The organism is Salipiger pentaromativorans (assembly GCF_024721115.1).
Taxonomy (GTDB): Bacteria; Pseudomonadota; Alphaproteobacteria; order Rhodobacterales; family Rhodobacteraceae; genus Salipiger; species Salipiger pentaromativorans.
In genome coordinates this window covers 96,097-121,460 of the sequence record NZ_JAMDHK010000011.1, presented here as the reverse complement: position 1 = coordinate 121,460, position 25,364 = coordinate 96,097, and the positions used below count along the sequence as shown (strand labels likewise).

Sequence of the window (25,364 nt, the reverse complement as noted above, 5' to 3'; positions counted from 1 at the left end):
GCCTGAAATGGCCCTGTCCCCTCCACGCGATCGGATCAAATAGACCGGATTGGTCCATCCCTGCTGACCCGACCGAACATCCCGATCATAGCACAAATCGGCGGATTTTGTCCCAAGGCAAACTTTTGCGAAAGCGACGCAACGTCAGCTTTTTCACTTGATCTGGATCAAAAACTGTCAGAATCGACAGGGGTGACGCCAAAAAAATGGGCGATTTTTACCTTACGGTAAAGAATCCTCCCGGCGAATCGCTCTTTCGTGAGCGTCCGTCAGACCAGCCGCCCCCAAAGGTCGTATTCCCCGGCCTCGTCCACCTCGACGGTGACGATGTCGCCGGCGCTCAGCCGCTCGTGGCCCTCGTCGATGAAGAGGTTGCCGTCGATCTCGGGCGCATCGGCCATGGTCCGGCAGGTGGCGGCATCCTCCTCGACCAGATCGACGATGACCTCGATCCGCCTGCCGACCTTGGCGGCCAGCTTGGCCTCCGAAATCTCCTGCGCCTTTTCCATGAAGCGCTCCCAGCGCTCCTGCTTGATCTCGGGCGCCACATGATCGGGCAGCGCGTTCGACCGCGCCCCCGCCACATCCTCGTATTGAAAGCAGCCCACCCGGTCGAGCTGCGCCTCGTCCATCCAGTCGAGCAGGGTCTGGAACTCCGCCTCGGTCTCGCCCGGGTAGCCGACGATGAAGGTCGAACGCAGCACGATGTCGGGGCAGATGTCCCGCCAGGCGGCGATCTCGTCCAGCGTTCTGGCCGCCGCCGCAGGCCGCGCCATGCGCCGCAGCGTGTCGGGATGGGCGTGCTGGAACGGGATGTCGAGATAGGGCAGCACCTTGCCCGCGCCGGCCTCGGCCGCGCCGATCATCATCGGCACCAGATCGCGCACATGCGGATAGGGGTAGACGTAATGCAGCCGCACCCAGGCGCCGAGCCCGCCCAGATCGCGCACCAGCGGCAGGATCGGGAATTTCTCCTCACGGTCCCTCCAGTCGGTGCCATAGGCGCTGGTGTCCTGGCTGATCACCAGCAGCTCCTTCACCCCCGCCTCGACCAGCTTTTCCGCCTCGCGCAGCACCGCCTTCGCGGGCCGCGAGACGAGCTTGCCGCGCATGTCGGGGATGATGCAGAACTTGCAGGCGTGGTTGCAGCCCTCGGAGATCTTCAGATAGCTGTAATGCCGCGGCGTGAGGCTCACCCCGCTCGCCGGCAGCAGATCCACGAAGGGATCGGGCGAGGGCGGCACGGCGCCATGCACCGCGTCCAGAACCTGCTCGTATTGATGCGGGCCGGTGACGGCCAGCACCTTGGGATGCACCCCGGTGATATATTCGGGCTCGGCGCCCAGACAGCCGGTGACGATCACCTTGCCGTTCTCGCTCAGCGCCTCGCCGATGGCCTCGAGGCTTTCCGCCTTGGCGCTGTCGAGAAAGCCGCAGGTATTGACGATCACCGCATCGGCGCCGCTGTAATCGGGCGAGATGCCATAGCCCTCGGCGCGCAGCCTTGTGAGGATGCGCTCGCTGTCGACCAGCGCCTTGGGACAGCCGAGAGAGACCATGCCGATGGTCGGCTGGCCGTCGCGTTTCGTCTCGGAGATACGGGCGCGCGCGAGATCCGGGCGCAGGTCGGGGGGATTCTGCATGGGCGGCATATAAGCGGGATCGTGGCGCCGGAAAAGCCCCGCCCTAATCCTCGAGCTCCCAAAGCTGCTTGAGCGCAACGAGATATTCCGGGTCGTGCGTCCATTTGGGCAGGAGCGTAGACATTAGCTCGGGCGTTAGCCCCGGATTGGTGCTTCGCCAAAGCCGCCCCGCCTCCAACGCCTCGTCCTTGCGGCCAGCCATCCAGAGCGTAGCGAAGAGCATGCGGTAGGCCCAGGTCACTCCCGGCCCCGCCCGGAGCCCTTCATAGACAAGGGCGATCGATTCATCGAACCGGTTCAGCGAGCGCATGACGGCAGAGCGACCGAACAGGACATTGAAGTGAAACGGGTCAAGCGGGCTGAGCTGTTCGCAGCGATCGAACGCATCCAGCGCCTCCTGAAACCTGCCGCGATAGAGCCCATTCCAACCCTTGCGAAGCCAGCCCCAGGCATTGTTCGGATCGAGCTGAAGGGCGCGGTTCACAAAGGCTTCGGCTTGTTCGAAATCGTTCCCTGCAATGGAGCAAACCGCGCCAAGGGCGACCAGAACGGCGGCATCGTCCTGCACAAGTGGACGCGCACGGGCCAGCAGCGAAAGCGCCGTGTCGCGGTCGGAATGTCCGTCGGCACTCCAGAGATAGCAGCACTGATGCGCATGACACCAAGACTTATAGGCCAGCGCGGGAAGATAGTCGGGAGAATGCGCAAGCGCCTGATCCAGATAGCCGATGGCCTTGAGCGTTTCTTCCCGCCGGTGAGACCAGAAATGCGGCAGCGCGGTCAGTGTCATCTCGTAGGCGCTGCGTTCTTCGGGCACCCGGCGGTTGGCGCGCGCAATCTCGGCGGCCCGCAAATGTGGGGCAACCTGCCCGGCGACCTTTGCCGCGATCCGATCCTGTAGATCGAAAAGATCGTCCAGACGGTCGTCAAACCGTTCAGCCCAGAGCGTTCGACCATCACGCGCCGCAACAAGCTGTACCGCAATGCGCACCCTGTCGCCCGACCGGCGCACCGATCCCTCCACGACATAGTTCACCCCGAGCCGCGCGCCGGCGGCGGGAATATCAAGCCGTTCGCCTTTCAGCGCAAAGGCTGACTGGCGCGCGATGACATGAAACCCTCGAACACGGGAAAGCGCGGAGGTGATGTCCTCGACGACACCGTCGGCGAACATATCTCTGTCGTCCGCTCCAAATGCCTCGAACGGCAGCACGGCCAGACCGGGCCGGGTTTCCCGTGCCGGGAGCTCCGGTATGGACCGTTCGCGCGCCTGCTCCCCTTGCGCGGAACGCTCCTGGCGCAACCAGTCCTCAAACCGTTCCGAAGCAAGGTCGAACCCTTCCAGGAAGTCTCCGAAACCGGAACGATCGACCGCAACTCGCGAGGGGTCGAGCCGGACAAGCTGGCGATCAGCATCCAACACACCTTCGGGCAGCATCTTGCGCAACACCGAAAGCTCTTGCCGCAGCGACGCCCGTGCCTGCTCTTCCGCCCGCTCCGACCAGAGCAGATCGGCCAGCACCCCACGTTCGGCCCGCATGCCGGGCTGCTGCGCCAGAAAGGCCAGCATCGCCTGTGCCCGGCGCGAAATCTGGTCCGGAGCTCCGGCACCTGTGAGCCGGAAAGGGCCTGTGAGATGGATCGTCAGCATGGGTCGCGGTTGGAAATGACCATCGGATTTCAGTGCATTCACAATGACAAACCAGAATTTACGGAGAAAGCTTAGCAGTATTGCGCAGGTTTTGCGAAACCTGCCGAGACTTTGACGCCGAATTTTGCGGATCTCTTGCGCTCGAACGTCAGTCTGGAAGGCAGATCACCCCTCAGCCCGAAAGGACTTTACGATGCCCCGCCAGACCGTTTCCAGCGTCACGCCCCCCAACACCCGGTGGTCACCGGGCCCTGTCGCCATCGCTCTGCGCGGTCTGGCTTGGCTGATCCAGCGTGATTGCGCCTGGCGCGAAACGCGCAGGATGGCACGTCTCACCGAGACCGAGCGCCACGACATGGCGCTTCCGCAGCACACGGATCAAGCCCCCCTGCCACGGCACAACATGCAGGGCTGGTAAGCACGAAGCTGCATTGCTCCGATCCCAGGAAAACAAAGCGGGGCTGCCATCGCCGGCGCCCCGCTGTCGTCGTTCCCCAAGGGGCGATTGCGTCACCGCCGCCGGTCGCGGCGCGAGGACATCGGCTGGAAGGCCACGCCCACATGCGCCTCGCAATAGGGTTTGCCCTGCTGCACCGGCAGCCCGCAGAACCAGAAATCCTCGGTCGCCGGGTCGCCCACCGGCCATTTGCAGGTGCGCTCGGTCAGCTCCATCAGCGTCAGCTTCTTGGCCTTCTTCTCGATCTCGCTGACCTTGGCCAAGGCCTCGGGGCTGATCTCGTTGGCCGAGGGCTGCGGCGGCAGCGGTTGGCCCGCCGGGATGATCTGCTTGCGCGCGGGCAGCGTCGCCGGGCGCGTTTCGGCCACGGGCGCTGCGGGCTCGCGCGGCTTGGCGGCAACCTCGGGTTCGGCCGGCTTCGGAGCCGGCTTGGCCTTGGCCTCTTTCGGGGCCTTCACCTCTTTCGCCGGGGCCGCCGCTGCGGCGCCACCGGCCGCTCCGGTGCGGTTCGACAGGCCCAGACGATGGACCTTGCCGATCACGGCGTTGCGCGTGACACCGCCCAGCTCTTTGGCGATCTGGCTGGCGGACTGGCCTTCCGCCCACATCTTCTTCAGCAGCTCGACGCGCTCATCGGTCCAGGACATGGCTGTTCCTTATTGAAAAAGCGGCCCACGGCGGGGCCGCCTGGAAATTCCGCGGGTGGCCCTATTGTAGTCATCGCCATCCGAGTTACAAGCCAAGCCCGCAGAGGAAAGGCATCCGCATGACCGATATTCCCCACCCCACACCCGGCGAACGCCGCTTTGGCCGCGTCAACTGGCTGGGGCTCTACACGCTCTGCCGGCGCGAGGTGCTGCGCTTCACCTCGGTCTGGACGCAGACGCTGCTGGCGCCGCTGGTGACCGCCGGGCTGTTTCTGCTGATCTTCACCATCGCCATCGGGCCGCGGCGCGGCGATGTGATGGGCGTGCCCTTCACCAGCTTCATCGCGCCGGGCATCCTGATGATGACGGTGATCCAGAACGCCTTTGCCAACACCTCCTCCTCCATCGTGATCTCGAAGGTGCAGGGCAATATCGTCGATACGCTGATGCCGCCGCTGGCGCCGTTCGAGCTGGTGCTGGGCTATCTTGCCGGCGGCGTGGCGCGCGGGCTGCTGGTGGCGCTGGCGATCACCCTGGGACTCTGGGCCGCCACCGGGCTGACCCCGGCGCATCCCCTGACCCTGCTGGTCTTCGTGACGCTGGGCGCGGCCTTCCTGTCGGCGCTGGGAATGCTGGCCGGGCTCTGGGCGATGAAGTTCGACCAGATGGCCGCGATCACGAATTTCCTCGTGACGCCGCTCGCCTTCCTCTCGGGGACCTTCTATTCGGTCGAGGCGCTGCCGCCGGTGCTGTACGAGATCACCCACTTCAATCCGGTCTTCTACCTGATCGACGGCGCCCGCTACGGCATGCTGGGGGTCAGCGACGCGGCCCCGGGCTTTGGCTTTCTGGTGGCTCTGGCGGCGACGGCGGCGGTGCTGCTAGCGGCATGGGGCCTGTTCCGGACGGGCTGGCGCCTGAAGGCCTGAGCCGCGCCTCGCGCCAGGCCAGCAGCGCCGCCCCCGCGACGATGATCGCCGCGCCCAGGCCCGACACCGCGTCCGGCGCCTCGGCGAAGATCAGGTAGTCGTAGAGCGCGGCAAAGACCAGCGTGGCATACCAGAAGGGCGAGACGAAGCTGGCGTCGGCGCGGCGGATCGCGTTGACGAAACAGACCTGCGCCGCGGCCATGAGCAGGCCGAGCCCGGCCAGCGCCGCCCATTGCCCCGGCGTCGGCGCCTGCCAGACCGCCAGGGCGGCGGCACTGGCGATGAGCGCCCCGATCAGATTGTTGATCAGCAGGATCTGGAACGCCCCCTCGCGCTGCGTCAGCCGCTTGATGACCACCAGTTCGCAGCCCAGAGACAGCGCCGCGCCCAGCGCCAGAAGCGCCGCCGGCTGAAAGGCCTCCGGGGTCGGGCGCAGCAGCACCATTGCGCCCACCACCGCGATCACGGCAGCCGAGACGCGCCAGCGCCCGACCTTTTCGCCAAGCAGCGGGATCGCCAGCAACATCGCCACGACCGGGTTCAGAAAGCTGATGGCGGTGGCATCGGACAGCGGAATGAAAGCGGCGGCGGCGAACATGAAACTTACCCCGCCCCAGCCGAACACCACCCGCAGCGTGTGGGTCGCCCAGGCGGGCCGGGTCAGGCGCGGCCGCAGGATCAGCGCCGCGCTCGAGAACGCCATCAGCGCGAAGAGAAACCGCCCCTGACTGACCTGCAACGGGTGCAGCGGCGGGCCCAGCGTCTCGGTGCCGAGCATCTTGGCCAGCAACGTCGTCCCCGCCACGAAGGCGGAGGCCAGCAGCGTCAGCGCGGCGGCGAGAGGCGGGTTGGGCCGGACATCCATGGCCGCGATGTGCGCCTTCATACCCGGATTGGCAAGGGCAGCCGCGCACCCCTCAGGGCTCGCGGAACGCCTCGCGGGATTTGTAGAGCGGCTTGAGAAGATATTGCAGCACGGTCTTTTCCCCGGTGTGCAGCTCGACCTGCGCCTGCATCCCGGGGCGGATCTCGATCCCCGCCTGCCGGTCGGTCAGCGCGGCACGGTCGACCCGCACCGTCACCTTGTAATGCGCCTCGGCCTCGGGGCGGCGCTCGTCCTTGAACGTGTCCGCCGAGATCACATCGACCCGGCCCTTGAGCGTGCCGTAGATCGTGTAATCATAGGCGGTGAGCTTGATCGTCGCCTCCTGCCCGCGGCGGATATTGGCGATGTTCTCGGGCGCCACCTGCGCCTCGACGAAAAGCTCTTCGTCCATCGGAATGATCTGCATGATCTCTTCGCCCGGACGCACCACGCCGCCGATGGTGGTGACGTTCAGCCCGTTCACCACGCCATGCATGGGCGAGACCAGAACCGTCCGCGTCAACTGATCCTGCGACGCCTTGAGGTTCTGGCGCAGCGTTGCCAGCTCCTTCAGCGTGTCGGAATACTCCGTCGCCCGCGTCAGCTCGGTCTGCGTGACGATCTCTTCGTAGCGGATCTTGGCATCGGCATAGGCCTTGCGAGCGCGGGTCACCTCGATCAGCGCCACGACCTTCTTGTCGAGCAGATCCTCAAGCAGCTTCAGCTCGTTGAACGCCTGGTCCAGCACCCGTTTCGCACCGGTGGCCCGGGTCGAGAAATCGTCCTGCCGCGCCGCCAGAAGCGCGCCTTCCGACTGTACCATGTCCGGGCTGCGCCGTGCCAAAGCTGCGGGAACGTCGAATGCCGAGACCCCCGCCAGTTCCGCCTCGAGCCGCAGTCGGCGAATCTCGAGAGCGGTGATCTGGTCCTGAAGATCGTCCACGGAAGACTGGAACTTGGTGCCGTGCAGCCGCGCCAGCACGTCGCCGCGCAACACCTCGTCGCCTTCCTTGACCAGAAGCTCGGACAGAATGCCGCCTTCGAGGTTCTGGATGATCTGCGGCCGCGAGGACGAGATGATCTGCCCCTCGGCGCGCACGATCTCGTCGACCCAGGCATAGGCGGCCCAGAGGATGAAGGCCCAGACCGAAATGGCACAGAGCCAGACCGTCAGGGAGGGCCCGCGAAGATCGCGAAAGAGCTGGGCGGACAGAGTGGTGGAACTGGTCGCCATGGTCGTCAGGCCCCCTTGCGCAGATGGCCGAGCACCTGGTCGCGCGGCCCGTCGATGGCCAGGCGGCCATGGGCCAGCACCATGGTCCGGTCGGCCAGCGCCAGGATCGGCACGCGATGGGTGGCGATGACGGCGGTGCGCCCCTTCAGCCAGCCCTCGAGCCGCGAGATCAGTGTCTTTTCCAACGTCTGGTCAAGCGCGGCGGTGGGCTCGTCCAGCAGGCAGATGTCGGGATCCTGCAACCAGAGCCGCGCCCAGCCGATGCTTTGCCGCTGCCCCACCGACAACCCCTCGCCGCCGTCGCGGATGTCGAGATCGAGCCCCTTGGGATGCGCCTTCACATATTGCCCGAGCCCCGCGAAATCCAGCGCCTCGTAAAGCCGCGCGTCGTCGCGCTCGAGCAGCGAGAGGTTCAGGTTGTCGCGCAGCGTGCCGTGAAACAGCCGCACGTCCTGCCCCAGATAGCCGATGCAGCGGCGCAGGTCGCGCGGCTCGATCTGCGCCATTTCGGTGCCGTCGATGAGCAGCTTGCCCGATGCCGGCGCATAAAGCCCGGTGAGCATCTTGAGCAGGGTCGATTTTCCCGACCCGTTCGCCCCGAGGATGGCAAGCGTCTGCCCCGGCTGGATCGCGAGCGTTTGCAGATCGACCACCGAGGCCCCCTCGGGATCGTAGCGGAACGTCACGTCGCGCAGCTCGTACTGGCCGCGCAGGTGGTCTCGGCGCAGATAGCTGCGACTGGCCGAGCGGTCCTGCGCCGCATGGGCGATGCCGTCGAGCCCGTCGAGCGCGCCTTTGACATTGCCCCAGCGCGCCATGATGCCGGAAAGCTGCGTCAGCGGAGCCAGCGTGCGCGAGGTCAGGATGCCGGTGGCGATGATCGAGCCCACGGTGAATTCCCCCGCGAAGACCAGATAGGTGCCGGAGATCACCGCAGTGACATAGGTGGCCTGCTGGATGCCCTGGCTCCAGAAGGTGAGGATCGCCGAAAGGCGGCGCTGTTCGGAGGATTTCAGCGCCTGCACCGCCGTCAGCTCTTCCCAGAGCCGGCGGAACCGGTCTTCGGCGCGCTGCGACTTGATCGTGTCCAGCTCGACCACGGTTTCCTGCAACAGCCGCGATTGCTTGGCCGAGGCGCCCTGCATCTCCCGCGTCAGGCGGATCATGCGCTTCTGCATGAAGACCCCCGGCAGCACCATCAGCACGCCGCCGAGGATCAGTACCCCGACGACGGGCCCGGCGATGGACCAGACCAGCAGCAGGAAGACAAAGATGAAGGGAATATCCGCCAGCGCCCCCACGGTGGAGGCGGTAAAGAACTCGCGCACCGAACCGAATTCGCGCATCGACGAGAAAAGCTGCGCGGGCGAGCGGCCCGGCGTGTCCGAGCGCATCCCCAGCAGCCGCGCCATCAGCAGCTCCTGCACGGTCATCTCGATCTGCCGCCCCGCCCCGTCGAGCAGTTGCGACCGCGCGACTTTCAGGAAAGCCTCGAGCAGCAGCGCCATGAAGGCGCCGGCGGCCAGCACCCAAAGCGTGCTTTCCGACTGATGCGGGATCACCCGGTCATAGACCTGAAGCGAAAACAGCGCGACCGAAACCGCCAGCAGATTCGCCACAAACGACCCCAGCGCCACCTCGCCGAAGGCACGGGTAAAACGGTGGAACTGCCCCCAGAACCAATGCGCCTCTCCCGCCGTTGCGGCATGGGTCTCCGACAGCGCCTGCACCGGCGCCTCGGCCCGCAGCAGCGTTCCCGAGAAATAGGGCGCGAACTCGCCAAGCGGCACCTCGGCGCGGCGGCCGGGAGCGCCGGCATCGTAGATCGTCAGCCCGCCCGCCTCCTGCTCCAGCACCAGCACTGCCTGACCGTTGGTCATCAGCGCCAGCGCCGGCCAGAGACCGGGCACCAGTCTGTCGGGCTCCTGCGTTTCCGGCAGCAACCCCGCCGCCGTCAACCCCGCGCGCAGCGCATTTGCGCCGATGCCGCCATCGGCGCCTTCGTGACGCGACAAGGCCTCGAGGATGTCGGGCGCCTTGGCCTCGATCCCCCGCAATCCCGCCAGCACCCGGATCAGGTCGCTGCGCGCCCGCACCCGGTCGGAATGGCGCGGCGCGGGCCCCGGTGTATTGGCCGGGGCATCCTGTGGCACCGCACGCAGCGCCGCCTTGCGGGCCTGGCCCGCCAGCATCGAGAGCGGCGTACCGCTCAAATCTTCGCCCCCTCGGCAAGCGCGCCCTTGAGACGGGCCAGCTCCAGCTCGGAGCGGGCTGCCTGATAGCGCAGGTCGATCTCGGTCTCCAGCGCCGAGGCATAGGTCTCGTAGACGCCCACCACATCCATCACCTGGCGCTGCCCGCCTTCGTATTGGCGCTGGAAGAGGTCTAGGTTCTGCTTGGCCTGCACCGTCAGCAGCCGGGCCTCGGACAATTGACGGCGATAGGCTTCGATCTGCCGCGACTGGCTGGCGATCTCGCGCTCGGCGGTCTCGCGTGCCTGCGCGACGCGGCGGTCGGCGCTTTCCTTGCCCGCCTCGATGGCGTTCAGCTCGGCCATGGTGCCCAGCCCGAAAAGCGAGTCGGTGGTGATCTCGAGCCCGCCCGTCACATCGCCGGATTTCGAGACGCTGCCCGTGGCGCCCAGCCCCGGCAGATGGCCCGCCCGCAGGATGCGGGCCTCGGCCATCGACACCTCGCGCTCCGCCTCGGCGCGCAGCACCGCAAGCGGCGCGTTCTCGGTCGCGGCGCGCAGATCGCCCAGCCCCCGCAGCTCATCGAGCCGGCGCGACGACATGGCGTTCAGCTCGGCCAATGCGGTGCGGGTGCTTTCCTCGGCGCGCTGCTGCCGCGCCATGATTGAGGCGAGCTTCTGACGCAGCACGTTGAGGTCGGACATATCCGACACGCCGCCGGCCACCCGCTCGTTCATCACCCATTCGAATTGGGCCATATCCTTGTGCGCCCGCGCGAAATGCGCCCCGGCCTCGCGGCCTTCCTCGGCGACCAGGTACAGCGACAGCGCCTCGAAGACGCGCGTGTTGCCATCCTCGACCAGCGCCACCGCCGCCACTTCGACATCGGCCTTGGCCTTGTCGCGCTCGGCGATCTTGCGGCCGTTGTCGAACAGCACCTGCTCGATCACCAGCTCGGCCACGAACTCGCCGAGCGAGTTCAGCGACACGCTGGGCCCGATCTTGGGCAGCCAGTTCTTTTGCGCCGCCTCGGCCCGAAGCCGTGCCACCCGCAGCTCGGCCTCGGCAACGCGCGCATCGCTGGCAATCACCGCCTCGGCCACCCGGGCATAGGGCGTTCCCGGGCTGATCGCGCTGCGCCTGCCCTGAAGTGTCGCAATGATCGGCGATGCGTCCGCCACGTTTGCCGAAACCGGCCGGGCACTGTTGGTGCCGGGCGCCGTCGCGGTGGGCTCCATGCCCATGAACCGCGAGACGACCCCCTCGCCCGTGCCCTTCATACACCCCGGCAAGACCGCCAAAACGGCGATCATGCCCAGGCTTCGCCTGCTTGTCTGCCTCATCCGTGCCCCCGTTAACGGCCCGATTTTCATTATGATGTCGGGATCCGGAGGCCCGCTCCCGGGCCTCCGGACGTCTACTCGTACTCAGATCACTACGTTGGTAATGTCCTCGTCGATGCGCAGCGTGGCGTCACCGAGCGAGAAAATATTGTACCCTTCGCCATCGTTACCCACATGGCTGGCGCCGAGGATCGTCACGCTGTCGTCGCTGCCACCCTCAACCGTGAGCGTGTCGGTATGCGACGAAAGCGCCACAAGCTGCGCCTCGGTGATCGTCAGTGCGCTTTCCTCGGCGAACTGAAGATCAATCGTTTCGATATTGAACTCGGACAGCGCATTGGCGAGCTGGCCGGTCATCGTCACCTCGGAGGTGGTCGTGTCATCGACCACCAGATAGGTGCCCGACAGGTTGCCCGCATCGTCGGTGGCAGTCACCACAAGATGCGAGCCGTCCGGCACAACATCCTTGAAGGAATAGGCCGTCTCGCCCAGCACCGCGATGTCGTAGGCGTCGTAATCCACGCTCTCGATCACCGCGCCGGATTCGTCGGTGACATGCGAGATCGCCACATCGCCCTCGCCGGTTTCCAGCGTGATCCCGCGCAGACCGGTATGGTCGCGGGTATAGCTTTCCACATCCGGCGTGTCCGGCGCCACCGTGTCGAGCGCGACGCTCTCGGTGATGGTCTTGCTGTTGCCGGCGGCGTCCACCGCCTCGATCTGCATCGAAAGCGCGGTGGCATCGGTCGGGATCACGGCACCGGGGATGTCCACGCTCCAGGCGCCCGAGACCTCCACCGTCGCCTCGTGCACCACTCCGCCGACGGTCACCGCGACGGTCGACCCCGCCTCGACGACGCCGGTCAGGGTAAAGCCCGCACGCGCCTCCTCTGCGTTCAGGACGTTGTCCTCGGTGATCGGCTCATCCGAGGTGGCAAGCCTGTCCACATAGGTATCGACCGCGAAGCTGGCGGAGGCCGTGGCGGTGTTGCCCGCCGGATCGGTGGTCGAGACCTCGGCCACCGCATCGTATTGCCCGTCGGGGATCTCGGCGGCGGTGAAGCTGGCGCTCCAGTTGCCGGCGGCATCCACGGTGGCGGTGCGGGTCGTGCCCTCGAAGGTGACGGTGACGCTGCTGCCCGGTTCGGTGGTGCCGGTCAGCACGATCCCGTCCGAGGCTTCGGCCGCGTTCACCACATCGTCGGTCTCGACCGGTGTGTCGGAGATCGCGAAATTCACCACCTCGGTATCCACGGCAACGGTATCGGTCCGGGTCAGCGTATTGCCAGCCGCATCCGTGATCGTCGCGGTGATCTCGGCGGTATAGGTGCCCGGTGCGATCTCTGCCGCAGAGAAGGGCGCCTCCCAGACGCCATCGCTGCCGGTCTGCACCGTGTGGGTGACACCTTCCATCGTCACCTCGACCATCTGCCCGGGGGTGGAGGTGCCGGTGATCACCACACCGTCCGAGGCTTCGGCGGCATTGACCACATCGTCGCCCTCCACCGGATCGGGGCTGATGGTCAGCAGCCCGGCCTCGGTGTCGATAACGACATTCTGGGTCAGCGTCTCGGTGTTGCCCGCCGCATCGGTCGAGGTCGCGGTCAGCGCCACGGTCTGCTCGCCCGAAGGCAGCTCGGCGGCGCTGTAGGTCACCGTCCAGTTGCCATCCGCATCCACGGTCGCGGTCCGGGCAAGGCCATTGAGCGTGATCTGCACGCTCGCGCCCGGCTCGGTGGTGCCGGTGAGGGTCAACCCCTCGGCGGCCTCTTCGGCATTGATGACACCATCCGCACCGCCCGGGGTCGAGGCGATCCCAAAGTTGCGCACCAGCGTATCCACCGCGATCTCGCCGCTGGCGGTCGCGCTGTTGCCCGCCGCATCGGTCGAGACCGCAGTGACCGGCAGCGTGGTTTCGCCTTCGGGAATCTCGGAGGCGGCAAAGCTCACCGCCCAATTGCCCGAAGCGTCCACGGTGGCCGCATGGGTCACGGCGCCCAGCGTCACGGCGACGCTCGCGCCCGGCTCGGCGGTGCCGGTAAGGGTCACGCCGTCGCCGCGCTCGGCCGCGTTGACGATGCCGTCGCCCTCGACCGGCGTCGCGGACAGCGCGACAGCGGTCTCGGTATCGACGTCAAAGCCGCCGGTGGTGGTGGCGACGTTGCCCGCCGCATCGGTGGCCGTCACGGTCACGCCGCTGCTGTAGGTCCCTGCCGCGACATCCGCCGCCGGAACCGTCACCGTCCAGACACCGGCGCCGGTGGCCGTGGTGGTATAGCTGGTGCCTGCAACCTCGACGACCACGCTGGCGCCCGGCTCGGCATTGCCCGAAAGCGCGACCCCGCCCGCGGCTTCCGCCGCATTCACCACACCGTCGCCCGCGATGCCGCCGTTCAGCGTGACCGCCGTTTCGGTATCCACCGCAAAGCTGCCGGACGTGGTGGCCACGTTGCCGGCGGCATCGGTGGCCGTCACGGTCACAGCCGATCCATAGGTGCCAGAGGCAATATCCGATGCCGGCAGCGTCACCGTCCAGACGCCCGAGGCGGTTGCCATGGTGGTGTAGCTGTTGCCCCCCACCTCGACCACCACGCTGGCGCCCGGCTCGGCACTGCCCGAAAGCGCAACGCCGCCCGCGGCTTCGACCGCGTTCACCACGCCATCCCCCGCGATCCCGCCATCCAGCGTCACGCCGGCCTCGGTATCGACGGCGAACGCATGGGTCGCCGTCGCGCTGTTGCCCGCCGCATCGGTCGCGGTGACCGTCGCCTCGGTGTCGTAGCTGCCGCTCGGCAGCCCGGTGAAGGTGACGGTCCAGGCGCCGCTGGCATCGACCGAGGCCTCCTGGCTCAGACCGGCCACGGCAACCATGACGGTCGCGCCGGGCTCGGCAGTGCCGGTCAGGGTCAGCCCGCCGGCCATCTCCTGGGCGTTGATCACATCGTCTCCGGTCAGCGGCGTGCCCGTGAGGGCAACGCTGGTCTCGGTATCGACCGAGAGCGTGCCGGTGGTCGTGGTGGCATTGCCCGCCACATCCACAGCACTCACGGTGATCCCGGTCGTATAGGTGCCGCCGGCGATGTCACCGGAGGGCACGGTCACGCTCCAAAGGCCCGCATCGGTCGCAACGGTGGTGTAGCTGGTGCCGCCGATCTCGACGGTGACCGTGGCGCCGGCCTCGGCGCTGCCGGTCAGGGCCACACCGCCCTCTGCCTCGCTGGCATTCACCACCCCATCGCCCGCGATCGGGCTGTCGAGCGTCACCGAGATCTCGGTATCGACGGTGAAGGAATGGCTGGCTGTTTCCACATTGCCCGAGGGATCGGTGGCGGTGACCACCGCCTCGGTCACATAGGTGCCCGCGCTCAGCCCGGTGACCGTGACCGACCAGGTGCCATCGGCGGCCACCGCCGCTTCCTGGCTCATGCCGCCGATCTCGACCATCACGGTCGAGCCGGGCTGCGAAGTGCCGGTCAGCGTGACACCGCCGGCAAATTCCTCGGCGTTGAAAATATCGTCCCCGGTCAGCGGCGTGCCGGTGATCTGGAGCGCGCCCACCGTGTCGATCTGCACCTCCGCCCCGGCGCTGGAGATGTTCCCCGCCCGGTCCACCGTGGTGGCGGTGATCTCCGCGATGTATTCGCCGCCGGCGAAATCCTCTTCGCTGACCGCAACCGACCAGATGCCATCGGCTCCGACCACCGTTTCATAGGTGGCATCGCCAAAGCCCACGATCACCGTCGCGCCGGCGGTCGAGGTGCCGGTGATGGCAAAGCCCTCTTCGGCCTCGGCCGCGTTGACCAGATCGTCGCCGGCCACCGGGTCGATGGTCAGCGGATGCGGCACCGTGTCGATGTCGAGCGCATCGGTCACAACCGTGGTGTTGCCATAGGGATCGGTCGCCGACACGGTGATGTCGGTGACATATTCCCCCTCGGTCACCACCGTACCGTCGAAGGTAAAGCTCCAGTGGCCGTCATCGCCGACGACGACGGTCTCGGAGTAATCGCCCAGATTGATCTGGACGGTCGATCCGACCTCGGCGGTGCCATCGACGGTCACACCGTCCTGATAATCCTCGGCATTGACGATATCGCCCACCGAAACGGTCCCGTCGACGATCTCGAGATCCGGCGGAGTCAGGTCGACGGTCACGTCCGGCCCATCCAGATCGGTGACGGTGTCGTCGGGCTCGACCACGGTGACGTTCACGTCGTCATAAGTGCCGTCTTCGGGGATGTTGTCTTCTTCGAACACCACTTCCCAGGTTCGGTCGGAATCAACCACCGCCTGACCGGTGGCCGTTCCGATGGTGACGGTCACGGTCGATCCGGGGGTGCCGGTGCCGGTGATCACGATCCTCGGATCGTCGGTGCCGCCCACCACGATCGGAATATTCGCGTCGTTGACGGTCGGGGGGATCCAGGCGCCGCCATCGCTGCCGCCGTCATCGCCACCACCTCCGGTGCCGCCGCCGCTGCCATCGCCGCTGTCGCCGCCGCCGACGGCCCCCAGCAGGGCCGCACCGCCCAGAACCGCCGCGCCCATGCCGGCGCCGCCCATCATCCCCGCGCCCAGCAGACCGGGGGCGAACATGCTGACCTCTTCCTCGCCATAGCCCTCGGCCACCACGGCGGGGCGCTCGTAGAAGAGCAGGTCGTCGGAGGGGCTCCATTTGCCCCAGGTCTCGGTATTGCCGTATTGCGCGTAAAGCGTGCCGGTGCCGCTATCGACGAAGGTGACCTCGTGCAGCACGTTGTCGGCACTGAGATAAAGCTGCGCCGGCGTGCCGCCGCTGAAATAGCCCTCGAGCACGATCTCGCGGCCATCGGCCAGCGTCACCAGAAGATCGCTTCCGGAGCGCTCGTAGCTCGTCACATCTGCCTGATGAAGATTGAGGGAAACCTGGTTCCCGCTTCCGGCGTCGATCAGGAACCCTTCGCCCTCGCCGCCGACACTACCTTTAGAGACCGCACCCGCACGGGTACGAACTACGAAACCAATCGCATTCATGATAACACCACTCTACCTCAGGCCGCCGATTATTATGTTTTTGGCGGCTTTTTTGTTCTGGTAACCAGCTACCTTATTTTCGCCATATTCGCCAGCGACAATTTTGCTCGAATGCAGAAAACCTCGCCGCATCCGGGGGCTGTTGTCAAAAATCAACAGCGAGTTCCAGCGCTTAGCACAACCAAAAATTGAGACATAAGATGCTGAAAACATACATCTTTATGTTTCACCCTTCTGAAACACCCAATACCGCTGGCCGCAGACCCCGCCGCAACCGACCCGATTGGGACCAGACATGACCGTTTCCCTGACCCCTCCGCCGCGCCCCCATCTGGACCCTCTGCGGCACATCGGCAAGGATGGCGCAAATCGCCCAAGACAGGAGACGCAGCGTGCCAGACGCATTGCCGACACGACCGGACCGGACCGCATGAGCCCGCAGGGAGAGAGCTTCGATCCCGCCGCCGCCGACCCCCGTGCCTTCCGAGACGCGCTGGGGCGGTTCGTGACCGGCGTCACCATCGTGACCTGCAACACCCCGGACGGCCCGCTGGGGATCACCGCGAACAGCTTTGCCAGCGTATCGCTCGATCCGCCCCTGGTGCTGTGGTCGCCCGCGAAGCGCTCGCAGCGCTACCCGTTCTTCGTGGCCGCCGCTCATTTCGCAATTCACGTCCTGCGCGCGGACCAGGCGCCGCTCTGTCAGGCCTTCGCCCGGTCGGGCGAGTCGTTCGACGCCGCGCGCTGGCAGCCGAACGCCGAGGGCGTGCCGCTTATCGACGGATGTCTGGCGCGTTTCGACTGCGAAAAACTGGCCGAGCATGACGGCGGCGACCATACGATCCTGATCGGCCGCGTGCGCCGGGTCGATACGCTGCCCGGCGAGCCGCTGATCTTCTCTGGCGGGCGTTACGGCGCCTTTGTTCCAGAGCCCTGATTCCGCGCTTGCCCGAAACCGGCAAGCCGCGCAGACTTAGCGGTAAGGATAGAGCCAGCCCTGATAATCGGCGATCATCGCATGAGCCTTCTCGATCTCTTCCGGCGCCAGTTTCGCGCGCAGCGCCTCGACGGCCCCGGCACCGTCCGGATGCCCTCCGATCGACGCGAGGCTGTACCAGAGATACGCGCGGGCGAGATCGGCGGCGGGCAGCCCCATGCCCTGCTCGTAACACCAGCCCAGCGACATCTGCGCGCCGGCGTGGCCCTTGAGCGCGGCGCGCTGATGCCATTCGAAGGCCCGCGCCTGATCGGCGGCCCCGCCCAGCCCCATGCCGTAGATGACGCCGATCATCTCCTCGGCATCGGCATTTCCCGACCGCGCCACCGGATCGAGCAGCGTGAGCGCCTCCTCGATCCGCCCCTCGGCCAGCAGCGCGCGCGCCTCGCCGACGCGCCCGGCCATCGCCGGGGACGCAAGCAGAAGGCAAAGGGCAAAGCCAAGGTGGCGCATGGTCTGGCGGGCCTGATGCTGCTGATCGCGGGCGGGGCCGGCGCCCAACCCATCGAGGCCCATGATTTCCTGCCCTTCGATCCGGCGCAAGCCCGGATCGGGCAGTTGCTGTTCTACGACAAGATCCTCAGCGGCAACCGCAACATCGCCTGCGCCACCTGCCATCACCACGATCTCAACAGCACCGACCGGCTCAGCCTCGGCATCGGCGAGGGCGGCGCCGGGCTTGGCCCCGCGCGGGCCCCCGGCGACATCGCCAAACGCATCCCCCGCAACGCGCCGGGGCTATGGAACCTCGGCCACCGTAGCGTCTCGGTGCTGTTTCACGACGGCCGGGTCGAACGCGACCCGGGCTTTCCCAGCGGCTTTGCCAGCCCGGCGGGGCGGCATCTGCCGGACGGGCTGACCTCGGCCCTCGCCGTGCAGGCGCTGTTTCCGATGACCGCCGAATTCGAGATGGCGGGCAACCCGGGCGAAAACCCCGTGGCCGATGCGGTGGCCGGCGCCGTCTGGGAGGGATGGCCGCTGCTGACCGCGCGCGTTGCCGCGATCCCGGCCTATGCCGACCTGTTCGCCGCGGCCTTTCCCGAGGTCGCGCGCGCCGAGGACATCACCATCGTGCAGATTGCCAACGCGCTTGCGGCCTTTATCGGCACCGAGTGGCAGAGCTTCGACAGCCCCTACGATGCCTTTCTGCAAAGCGGCACACCGCTGCCCGAAGCCGCCGAACGCGGACGGCAGCTCTTCTTCGGCGCGGCGGGCTGTGCGGGCTGCCATTCCGGACCGTTGTTCAGCGATCAGTCCTATCACGCGATGGGGCTGCCCGGGTTCGGGCCTGGGCGGATTCGCAAACACGATCCGATCCCGCGCGACGTGGGACGCATGGGGGTGACCGACGATCCGGACGATGCCTATCGCTTCCGCACCCTGCCCTTGCGCAACGTCGCCCTGACCGCGCCTTACGGCCATAACGGCGCCTACCCGACGCTGCGCGGCATGATCCGCCACATGGCCAACCCGGTCGGCGAACGCATGCGCTGGCAGCCGCAACTTGCCCACCTGCCCACGGTCGCGCGCCTGGCCGAGTATGATTTCGTGCTGATGGAGGACCGGCTGGAAACCGCGCGACAGCTCGAAACCGTCGAGGTGCCGCGCGTGCCGCTCAACAGCGCCGAGGTCGACGACATCGAAGCCTTTCTTCACGCCCTCACCGGCGCCAGCGCCGCCGAACGCCCGCTGGGACGGCCCGACACGGTGCCCAGCGGCCTGCCGGTCGATTAAACGCCGCACAGCCGCCGCCCGGACAGGTCACGACACCCGCAGGAGCCCCTGAATCACCGGTTGTTTCTTGGGCTTCTTCGTCAGCGTCATCAGCAGCTCGGACAATTCCGGCTCGTGCACGCGCTTGGCGGCAGCCTTGGGCGTGAACCACTTGCGCCGGCGCTGGTGGCGCTCTTTCCAGTTGCGGAGCAGCTTTTCGACGATCATCGGATAGACCCGCACCTCGCAAAGCAGAACCTCGCCATCGTCCAGCAGTTTCCCGTAACGATAGCTGCCGATCTGCTCGCTGCTGACATAGCCCTTCGCCCCGGCCTCTTCGAGCGCCTCGATCTCGGCTGCGTGCCAAGGCTTCTTGCCGTCCATCTCCCAGCCCTTGGGCATCACCCAGCGCCCGGTGTCCCGCGAGGTCACCATGAGCACCTGAAGGTTGCCCTTCTTGTCCCAATGCATGGGCAAAGCCGCGATCTGTTCGCCTAGCTTGGTCATCCGAATACACACCGCTCGAAATTATCACATCGGAATATGCGGTTTTCTTAACTCAAGTATGACAGTTTCGCAAAAATGCATGTGGTCCCGCGACAGAAATCGCGGGATTTCGGCAAAAATGCCGGGCCGGGGCGGCTGCCCCTCACAAATGCGGGAAAGGCTGCTATAAGTCGGGCCCGGACAGGAGGGTCGTCCGGGCCCATTCCCTGCCCGGCCGTTTGGGGCGCCCGGGCAGGGAAATTCCGCAGAAGGCTGCGTCGTGTCTCCAGTTGGGCCGGGGCCGGCCTATTCCGGCTGGCAGATCTCTCCGCGCAGGATCGCCAGACCGGTGCGGAGGATCAGATAGGCGACGATCACCAGCAGCACCGCAAGAAAGACCCCGCCCGCCGCCACAAGTGCCGGAAGCTGTGCCAGCTCGGCATAGCGCAGGGTCGAGATCGTCAGCGCCGCAACCGGAAAGCTCAGCGCCCACCAGGACATGGCGAAGGGCAGCTTCAGAATGCCCGGCGCCTGGGTCAGCACCAGCCCCAGAAAAACCAGTGTGGTGTAATAGAGAACCCGCGCAAACCCGTCGAGTACGCCGCCATTGAGCTGAAGCCAGCTCAGGAAGGCGACGGCGGGCGGCGCGATCAGGATCACCAGGGTCGGCACCAGACGGCCCGGCAGCGGGTCGTGAAAGATCAACCGGTTCATCACCAGCGTGAGCAACACGATCCAGAACACCAGCCCGGCGGAGAAGAAGAGCCAGGAGGTTTCGGGAAACCCGAGGCTGACCCCGGCGACCGGCACCACGATATTGCCCACCGCCGGAATGAACCACGCCGGCGAGATATGGATATGCTGGAACGGGCGGTGCCCGATCCAGCCGGACAGCACCGCCAGCGTCAGCGTGCCCTGAAGCAGCATCCCCACAACCCAGACCACCCGCGCGGCATCGGCCGAGACCGGCCGCATCGCCGTGGCGATCAGCAGGATCGAGATCGAGATCGCCGGAAAGAAGGCAAGTTTCACCGGGTGATGCCATTCGCCCATGAACGCCTTGGGCTCACGCAATGCCTTGAGCGCGAAGAAGACGGCAATCATCAGGAAGTCGGCAACCGCCGCCCAAAGCGCGGCATGGCTTGCCCAATGGGCCCAGCCAAAGCTCAGTTCGGCCCGGTGCAGTGCCAGCGCCAACCCCGCAAGCCCCATCACCGACGCGAAGAAGGTAACCGGGAAATGTGCGAGCCGGCTATGCGGCACGGCGGCGGCCTGAGCGGCCGCGCCCGAGGCTTGGGGGGTGACGTCGGACATGGCTCAGTCCTCCGATTTGCGCAGGAAGAGGGATTCGAGCGTGTAGACCAGGATTGCGATGCCGATGGCGCCTGCGGCGGCAATCGCCAGCAGCAGGATCACGTCGATCGGCCCGCCGATATCGGCCAGGCTCGACCGGGTTTCGAACAGCACGAACCAGACGGCCAGCACCGCCCCCACCGGCATGGAGAGCTGCGCCCAGAGGAACTTGCGCCAGCTCACCGCACGGTCGCGGATCAGCACGTAGAGATAGGCGACCGTGACGATCACAGCCGCCACGACCATCGCCCAGAACAGGCCCTGGCCAAAGATTTCCTCGAAAACGGCAATCAGGGTGCCGAAGGTAAGTTCTTTCATGGTCTCTCCTCCTCAGGCCCGGCCACGCAGCATGGCGTTATAGGTCGCCTTGAGCGCGATCTCTTTCATCAGCCAGCTCACCCACAGCTCTTCGAGCGGCGCGATGATGCCGGGGAAGCTGGGCACGAGGTTGTTGTGATAGTCGAACTCGACCAGCATGGCGCGGCCCACGCGGGTGATCATCGGGCAGGAGGTATAGCCATCATAGGCGCTGTCGGAGGTCGTGCCCTCGATCTGCGCCACGAGGTGATCCTCGACCACCGGCACCTGCCATTTGACCGAGGCCGCGGTCTTGCCTTTCGGCACGCCCGCCACATCGCCCAGCGCAAAGACCTCGGGGTAGCGGAGGTGGCGGAGATTGGCCATATCGACCTCCATCCAGCCCTCGCCGACCCATTTGTCGGCCCAGCTCAGCCCGCTGTCACGGACGACCTGCGGCGCGCGCTGCGGCGGAATGACGTGGATATAGTCGTAATCCATCTCCACATCGCCCTGCGGCGTGGCGAAGGTGGCGCGTTTGGCGCCCGGATCCATCGCCTTCAGCACATGCGAATATTCCGGGGTGATCTGGCGCTGACCGAACAGCATCCGCACCTTTTCCGACACGATCGGCACGCCGAACAGCGTGTCGTTCTGCGCCATGTAATGCACATCCATCTTCGAGCGGCCACCGGCCTTGCGGGCGATGTCGTCGATCAGGAAGGTGTGCTTGAGCGGCGCGCCGGCGCATTTCATCTCGGTCGCCGGGCGGGTGAAAAGCCCCACGCCGCCGGTCTCGGTATAGGCCCGCGCGGCCTCCCAGGTTCGCGCGGCGTATTCCGGCCCCGCATAAAGCGCGCCGATGCCCTCCTTGCCCACCAGATCGAGGTCGAACCCCTCGATGGCGGCATGGTCCAGCGTCAGGCCGGTGGCGACCACGAGGTAATCGTAGCTCAGCACCTCGCCGCCTTGCAGCGCGACGGTCTTGGCCTCGGGGTCGATATTGGCGGCGAAGTCCTGCTTCAGCTCCACGCCCGACGGCAGCCAGTCGGTGGTTTGGCTCACGGAATAGTTCGGCGCCTTGAGGCCCGCCGCGATCAGCGAAAAGCCCGGCTGATACCAGTGCTCCTTGCGGCCATCCACGATGGTGATCTTGGCGCCATCCAAGCGACGCACTAGCCGGTTGGCCAGCGCGGTGCCGGCGGCACCCGCACCCAGAATGACGATATGGGCGTTGGTGGCGACCTGCGCCTGCGCCTCTTCAGCGGCCCCCGCTGCGGCCAGCGCCCCCGCGCCGGCTGCCAGCCCCAGGAAACCCCGTCGGCTGGGCATGAAATCTCTGATGTCGGTCATTGTTACCCTCCTCGACACATCGCTTTTTTCGAATTTTCGATCCGGACTCACGATGACCCAGATCAAAGTCGAGTTTTCTTTGCTTCTTTTCTTTCCGATGAGATGGGGCGGGCCGCACACGGGCCCGCCCCGCCCTTGCTCCCGCTGTCAGGGACGAAGTGACAGCAGAACTCGGAACCTCAGCGCTTGTGCTCGCCGACGGGGCAATCCCCTTCGTCGGTGAAGCAGGCGTCCACACGCAGTTCCAGCCACATCGCGTTCAGAACCGCGAACAGGGCGGCCAGCGGCAGGCCGAGAAGCCAGGCGAAATACCACATATCGTCTCTCCTTTCTCAGTAGACGCTGTCGGAATGGCCGGTCACATCCTCTTCGGTGACCTTGCCCCAGAGCACTTTGTAGACCCAGGCCGTGTAGGCCAGGATGATCGGCATGAAGATCAGCGCCATCACCAGCATCACGAAAAGCGTCAGATGCGAAGACGAGCTGTCCCACACCGTCAGCGAGCTGTTGGGATCCACCGTCGAGGGCAGGATGAAGGGGAACATGGTCAGACCGACCGAGGCGATGATGCCGGTGATCGCCAGCTTCGACCACAGCAGGGTCGAGACTTCAAAGCCCTCGCGCAGCCCGCGCACCGCCAGGGCGATGCCGGCAAAGCCCATGATCGGCGCGATGGCGATCCACGGGCGGGCGGTATAGGCCGCAAGCCAGGATCCCCCGCGCGTCACTTCGGAATGCAGCGGGTTCGACGGGCCGTCCTTGACCACTTCGCCGACGATCTGGAAACCGTCGATGCCGAAGGCCAGCCAGACACCGGCGAGCGCATAGGTCACGGCGGCCACGATCCCGGCGATGGTGCCGATGTTGCGGGCGCGGATCTGCACCATGCCCTCGGTCTTCAGCGTCAGCCAGGCGGCGCCATGCATCAGCAGCATCGACAGCGACACCACGCCGGTGAGGATGGCGAAGGGGTGCAGCAGGCCCAGGAACTTGCCGTAGAAGGTGCCGTCATACATCGGCATCAGATCTTCGGTCAGATGGAAGGGCACGCCCAGCAGCACGTTGCCCACCGCCACACCGAAGAGCAGCGCAGGCGCCGCGCCGCCCACGAAAAGCGCCCAGTCCCAGCCGTTGCGCCAGCGCTGGCTGTCGCGCTTGGAGCGGTACTTGAACCCCACGGGCCGCAGGATCAGCGCCGCGAGCACGGCGAACATCGCCAGGTAGAAGCCCGAGAAGCTGACCGCATAGAGCGGCGGCCAGGCGGCAAAGATCGCACCGCCGCCCAGGATGAACCACACCTGGTTGCCTTCCCAGACCGGCCCGATGGTGTTGATCACCACGCGCCGCTCCACATCGTTATGGCCGACGAAGGGCAGGAGCGCGCCCACCCCCATGTCGAACCCGTCGGTCAGCGCGAAGCCGATCAGCAGCACGCCCAGCAGCGCCCACCAGACCACGCGCAGAAGCTCGAAACTCAGAAATTCATGCAGGATCATGTGACTTACTCCGCAGGGGTCGCACCAGAGGTGCGCGGATCAGAAGGATCGGCAAAGGGCCCTTTGCCATCGTGGGTGCGCAGCCGGTGTTCATGCCGCTCCATCCACGCGTCGGTTTCCGCGACATCCATGTACGGGCCTTTGCGGATGTATTTGACCATCAGGCTCATCTCGATGACGAAGAGCACCGAATAGAAGGTGACAAAGCCCGCCAGCGTGATCAGCAGATCGCCCACCGAAAGATGCGAGGCCGAGAGCGCCGTCGGCAGCACGCCGTCCACGGTCCAGGGCTGACGGCCGAACTCGGCCACGAACCAGCCCAGTTCGGCGGCAAGCCAGGGCGTCGGGATGATGATGACCGCCAGCCGCAGCGCCCAGCGCGGGAACTGCATGGTGCGGAAATTGGCCATGAAGAAGAAATAGGCCATCACCGCGATGAAGCTGAAGCCCAGCCCCACCATGATCCGGAACGCCCAGAACAGCGGTGCCACACCGGGGATCGTGTCCTCGGCGGCCTGTGCGATCTGCGCTTCGGTCGCCTCGCGCGGATCGTCCACATAGCGTTTCAGCAGGAAGGCAAAGCCCAGATCGGCGGAATGCTCTTCAAAGGAGAGCCGCACCGCTTCCGGAGTTGCGTCGCGCTGCTCGCGGATGGTCATCAGCGCGTCATAGGCGATGATCCCCGAGCGCACCTTCTCCTCGGCCTGTTCCACCAGATCGTTGATGCCCGGGATCTCCTTGGTCAGCGATCGCGTACCGATCAGCCCCATCGCCCAGGGGATCTCGACGGCATAGTGGGTTTCGCGCGCTTCCTTGTCCGGGAAGCCGACCAGCGTGAAGGGGGCCGGCGCGTCATGGGTTTCCCACATCGCCTCGATGGCGGCGAGTTTCATCTTCTGGGTATGCGAGGCGGAGTAGCCGGACTCATCGCCCAGAACCACAACCGACAGCGCCGAGGCAAGACCGAAGCTCGCGGCCACCGCGATGGAGCGGCGGGCCAGCTCGATATGGCGGCCCTTCAGCATGTACCAGGCCGAAACGCCCAGCACGAAGACCGAGGCGGTCACGTAGCCGGCGGACACGGTATGCACGAATTTCGCCTGCGCCACCTCGTTGAACACCACCTCGAAGAACGAGGTCATCTCCATCCGCATGGTGTCGGGGTTGAACTCGGCGCCCACCGGGTTCTGCATCCAGCCGTTGGCGATCAGGATCCACAGCGCCGAGAAGTTCGACCCGATGGCGACCAGCCAGGCGACGATCATATGCGCCACCTTCGACAGCTTGTCCCAGCCGAAGAAGAACAGCCCCACAAAGGTCGCCTCGAGGAAGAAGGCCATCAGCCCCTCGACCGCAAGCGGCGCGCCGAAAATGTCGCCGACATAGTGGCTGTAGTAGCTCCAGTTCATGCCGAACTGGAATTCCATGGTGATGCCTGTTGCGACGCCCAGCACAAAGTTGATGCCGAACAGCGTACCCCAGAACTTCGTCATCTGCCGCCAGATCGGGCGGTTCGACATCACATAGACCGTCTCCATGATCGCCACGAGGATCGACAGACCCAGCGTCAGCGGCACGAAGAGGAAGTGATACATCGCCGTCATCGCAAATTGCAGGCGCGACAGCTCGACGAGATCGAGCTCCATTTCTAGTCTCCTCGGTTTACGTGGCTCATCTCTGTGTTGCACGAAGCTG

20 protein-coding genes are annotated in these 25,364 nt (G+C 66.0%); 4 read left to right on the top strand and 16 right to left on the bottom strand.

The features are described 5' to 3' along the window. Window positions 1-269: 269 nt before the first annotated feature. From rimO to M4578_RS16330, 3 genes are all read right to left on the bottom strand, one after another. Window positions 270-1,652, bottom strand: a complete 1,383-nt coding sequence (gene rimO, locus M4578_RS16340; protein ID WP_258094358.1) for a 30S ribosomal protein S12 methylthiotransferase RimO — start codon at window positions 1,650-1,652, stop codon at window positions 270-272. A gap of 34 nt (window positions 1,653-1,686) precedes the next feature. Continuing rightward, window positions 1,687-3,165 carry a hypothetical protein gene (locus M4578_RS16335; protein WP_258094357.1) on the bottom strand — a complete coding sequence of 493 codons (1,479 nt, stop codon included), beginning with the start codon at window positions 3,163-3,165 and terminating at the stop codon, window positions 1,687-1,689. A gap of 639 nt (window positions 3,166-3,804) precedes the next feature. After that, entirely contained in the window at window positions 3,805-4,398 is a 594-nt protein-coding gene (locus tag M4578_RS16330) for a GcrA family cell cycle regulator (RefSeq protein WP_258094356.1), read from the bottom strand. A 119-nt stretch (window positions 4,399-4,517) separates the two neighbouring features. Between M4578_RS16330 and M4578_RS16325 the strand changes: the two genes are divergently transcribed. Beyond that, a complete protein-coding gene (locus tag M4578_RS16325) occupies window positions 4,518-5,327 on the top strand; it encodes an ABC transporter permease (RefSeq protein WP_258094355.1) in 810 nt (269 codons plus the stop codon). Here the strand turns inward: M4578_RS16325 and M4578_RS16320 are convergent. The 5 genes from M4578_RS16320 to M4578_RS16300 all read right to left on the bottom strand — a co-directional run bounded on the left by M4578_RS16320 (window position 5,218) and on the right by M4578_RS16300 (window position 15,839). After that, window positions 5,218-6,213, bottom strand: a complete 996-nt coding sequence (locus M4578_RS16320) for a DMT family transporter (RefSeq protein WP_258094354.1) — start codon at window positions 6,211-6,213, stop codon at window positions 5,218-5,220. The two genes, M4578_RS16325 and M4578_RS16320, sit on opposite strands and share 110 nt — an antisense overlap. 31 nt (window positions 6,214-6,244) lie before the next feature. After that, window positions 6,245-7,426 carry an HlyD family type I secretion periplasmic adaptor subunit gene (locus tag M4578_RS16315; RefSeq protein WP_258094353.1) on the bottom strand — a complete coding sequence of 394 codons (1,182 nt, stop codon included), beginning with the start codon at window positions 7,424-7,426 and terminating at the stop codon, window positions 6,245-6,247. 5 nt (window positions 7,427-7,431) lie between these two features. Next, window positions 7,432-9,618, bottom strand: a complete 2,187-nt coding sequence (locus tag M4578_RS16310) for an ATP-binding cassette domain-containing protein (protein WP_258094426.1) — start codon at window positions 9,616-9,618, stop codon at window positions 7,432-7,434. 17 nt (window positions 9,619-9,635) lie between these two features. Further along, on the bottom strand, window positions 9,636-10,931 hold the full coding sequence (locus M4578_RS16305) for a TolC family protein (protein ID WP_258094352.1): 1,296 nt from the start codon (window positions 10,929-10,931) through the stop codon (window positions 9,636-9,638). A gap of 114 nt (window positions 10,932-11,045) precedes the next feature. Next, window positions 11,046-15,839, bottom strand: a complete 4,794-nt coding sequence (locus M4578_RS16300; protein ID WP_258094351.1) for an Ig-like domain-containing protein — start codon at window positions 15,837-15,839, stop codon at window positions 11,046-11,048. A 9-nt stretch (window positions 15,840-15,848) separates the two neighbouring features. Between M4578_RS16300 and M4578_RS16295 the strand changes: the two genes are divergently transcribed. Both M4578_RS16295 and M4578_RS16290 read left to right on the top strand, forming a co-directional pair. After that, window positions 15,849-16,166 (top strand): hypothetical protein, encoded by a 318-nt coding sequence (locus M4578_RS16295; protein ID WP_258094350.1) that lies wholly within the window; start codon window positions 15,849-15,851, stop codon window positions 16,164-16,166. A gap of 238 nt (window positions 16,167-16,404) precedes the next feature. Then, window positions 16,405-16,911: a flavin reductase family protein gene (locus M4578_RS16290; RefSeq protein WP_258094349.1), complete on the top strand. Its 507-nt coding sequence runs from the start codon at window positions 16,405-16,407 to the stop codon at window positions 16,909-16,911. Window positions 16,912-16,947: 36 nt separating this feature from the next. On the opposite strand, the gene M4578_RS16285 is transcribed toward M4578_RS16290, so the two are convergent. Then, window positions 16,948-17,424 carry a tetratricopeptide repeat protein gene (locus M4578_RS16285; protein ID WP_258094348.1) on the bottom strand — a complete coding sequence of 159 codons (477 nt, stop codon included), beginning with the start codon at window positions 17,422-17,424 and terminating at the stop codon, window positions 16,948-16,950. Between M4578_RS16285 and M4578_RS16280 the strand changes: the two genes are divergently transcribed. Beyond that, window positions 17,416-18,705, top strand: a complete 1,290-nt coding sequence (locus M4578_RS16280; protein WP_258094347.1) for a cytochrome-c peroxidase — start codon at window positions 17,416-17,418, stop codon at window positions 18,703-18,705. The two genes, M4578_RS16285 and M4578_RS16280, sit on opposite strands and share 9 nt — an antisense overlap. A gap of 27 nt (window positions 18,706-18,732) precedes the next feature. Here M4578_RS16280 and M4578_RS16275 read toward each other — a convergent pair whose 3' ends face one another. The 7 genes from M4578_RS16275 to M4578_RS16245 form a co-directional block, all read right to left on the bottom strand. Beyond that, window positions 18,733-19,191: an NUDIX hydrolase gene (locus M4578_RS16275; protein ID WP_258094346.1), complete on the bottom strand. Its 459-nt coding sequence runs from the start codon at window positions 19,189-19,191 to the stop codon at window positions 18,733-18,735. Window positions 19,192-19,476: 285 nt separating this feature from the next. Then, the gene (locus M4578_RS16270; RefSeq protein ID WP_258094345.1) at window positions 19,477-20,484 is read right to left on the bottom strand and encodes an SLAC1 anion channel family protein; all 1,008 of its coding nucleotides are present in this window, start codon (window positions 20,482-20,484) and stop codon (window positions 19,477-19,479) included. A 3-nt stretch (window positions 20,485-20,487) separates the two neighbouring features. Further along, entirely contained in the window at window positions 20,488-20,841 is a 354-nt protein-coding gene (locus M4578_RS16265; protein ID WP_258094344.1) for a DUF5368 domain-containing protein, read from the bottom strand. A 12-nt stretch (window positions 20,842-20,853) separates the two neighbouring features. Continuing rightward, a complete protein-coding gene (locus M4578_RS16260) occupies window positions 20,854-22,173 on the bottom strand; it encodes an NAD(P)/FAD-dependent oxidoreductase (RefSeq protein ID WP_258094343.1) in 1,320 nt (439 codons plus the stop codon). A 179-nt stretch (window positions 22,174-22,352) separates the two neighbouring features. Continuing rightward, window positions 22,353-22,490 carry a cytochrome bd-I oxidase subunit CydX gene (cydX, locus tag M4578_RS16255; protein WP_258094342.1) on the bottom strand — a complete coding sequence of 46 codons (138 nt, stop codon included), beginning with the start codon at window positions 22,488-22,490 and terminating at the stop codon, window positions 22,353-22,355. A 15-nt stretch (window positions 22,491-22,505) separates the two neighbouring features. Next, the gene (gene cydB / locus M4578_RS16250; RefSeq protein WP_258094341.1) at window positions 22,506-23,669 is read right to left on the bottom strand and encodes a cytochrome d ubiquinol oxidase subunit II; all 1,164 of its coding nucleotides are present in this window, start codon (window positions 23,667-23,669) and stop codon (window positions 22,506-22,508) included. Window positions 23,670-23,674: 5 nt separating this feature from the next. Next, a complete protein-coding gene (locus M4578_RS16245) occupies window positions 23,675-25,315 on the bottom strand; it encodes a cytochrome ubiquinol oxidase subunit I (protein ID WP_258094340.1) in 1,641 nt (546 codons plus the stop codon). Window positions 25,316-25,364 lie beyond the last annotated feature (49 nt).

Excerpts from the sequence above, each read along its gene's own strand:
- rimO (WP_258094358.1), bottom strand. The coding sequence starts at position 1,652 with ATGCCGCCCATGCAGAATCCCCCCGACCTGCGCCCGGATCTCGCGCGC.
- M4578_RS16330 (WP_258094356.1), bottom strand. The coding sequence starts at position 4,398 with ATGTCCTGGACCGATGAGCGCGTCGAGCTGCTGAAGAAGATGTGGGCG.
- M4578_RS16325 (WP_258094355.1), top strand. The coding sequence starts at position 4,518 with ATGACCGATATTCCCCACCCCACACCCGGCGAACGCCGCTTTGGCCGC.
- M4578_RS16320 (WP_258094354.1), bottom strand. The coding sequence starts at position 6,213 with ATGAAGGCGCACATCGCGGCCATGGATGTCCGGCCCAACCCGCCTCTC.
- M4578_RS16315 (WP_258094353.1), bottom strand. The coding sequence starts at position 7,426 with ATGGCGACCAGTTCCACCACTCTGTCCGCCCAGCTCTTTCGCGATCTT.
- M4578_RS16310 (WP_258094426.1), bottom strand. The coding sequence starts at position 9,618 with ATGCTGGCGGGCCAGGCCCGCAAGGCGGCGCTGCGTGCGGTGCCACAG.
- M4578_RS16305 (WP_258094352.1), bottom strand. The coding sequence starts at position 10,931 with ATGATCGCCGTTTTGGCGGTCTTGCCGGGGTGTATGAAGGGCACGGGC.
- M4578_RS16295 (WP_258094350.1), top strand. The coding sequence starts at position 15,849 with ATGAAGATTGAGGGAAACCTGGTTCCCGCTTCCGGCGTCGATCAGGAA.
- M4578_RS16290 (WP_258094349.1), top strand. The coding sequence starts at position 16,405 with ATGAGCCCGCAGGGAGAGAGCTTCGATCCCGCCGCCGCCGACCCCCGT.
- M4578_RS16285 (WP_258094348.1), bottom strand. The coding sequence starts at position 17,424 with ATGCGCCACCTTGGCTTTGCCCTTTGCCTTCTGCTTGCGTCCCCGGCG.
- M4578_RS16275 (WP_258094346.1), bottom strand. The coding sequence starts at position 19,191 with ATGACCAAGCTAGGCGAACAGATCGCGGCTTTGCCCATGCATTGGGAC.
- M4578_RS16270 (WP_258094345.1), bottom strand. The coding sequence starts at position 20,484 with ATGTCCGACGTCACCCCCCAAGCCTCGGGCGCGGCCGCTCAGGCCGCC.
- M4578_RS16265 (WP_258094344.1), bottom strand. The coding sequence starts at position 20,841 with ATGAAAGAACTTACCTTCGGCACCCTGATTGCCGTTTTCGAGGAAATC.
- M4578_RS16260 (WP_258094343.1), bottom strand. The coding sequence starts at position 22,173 with ATGACCGACATCAGAGATTTCATGCCCAGCCGACGGGGTTTCCTGGGG.
- cydX (WP_258094342.1), bottom strand. The coding sequence starts at position 22,490 with ATGTGGTATTTCGCCTGGCTTCTCGGCCTGCCGCTGGCCGCCCTGTTC.
- cydB (WP_258094341.1), bottom strand. The coding sequence starts at position 23,669 with ATGATCCTGCATGAATTTCTGAGTTTCGAGCTTCTGCGCGTGGTCTGG.
- M4578_RS16245 (WP_258094340.1), bottom strand. The coding sequence starts at position 25,315 with ATGGAGCTCGATCTCGTCGAGCTGTCGCGCCTGCAATTTGCGATGACG.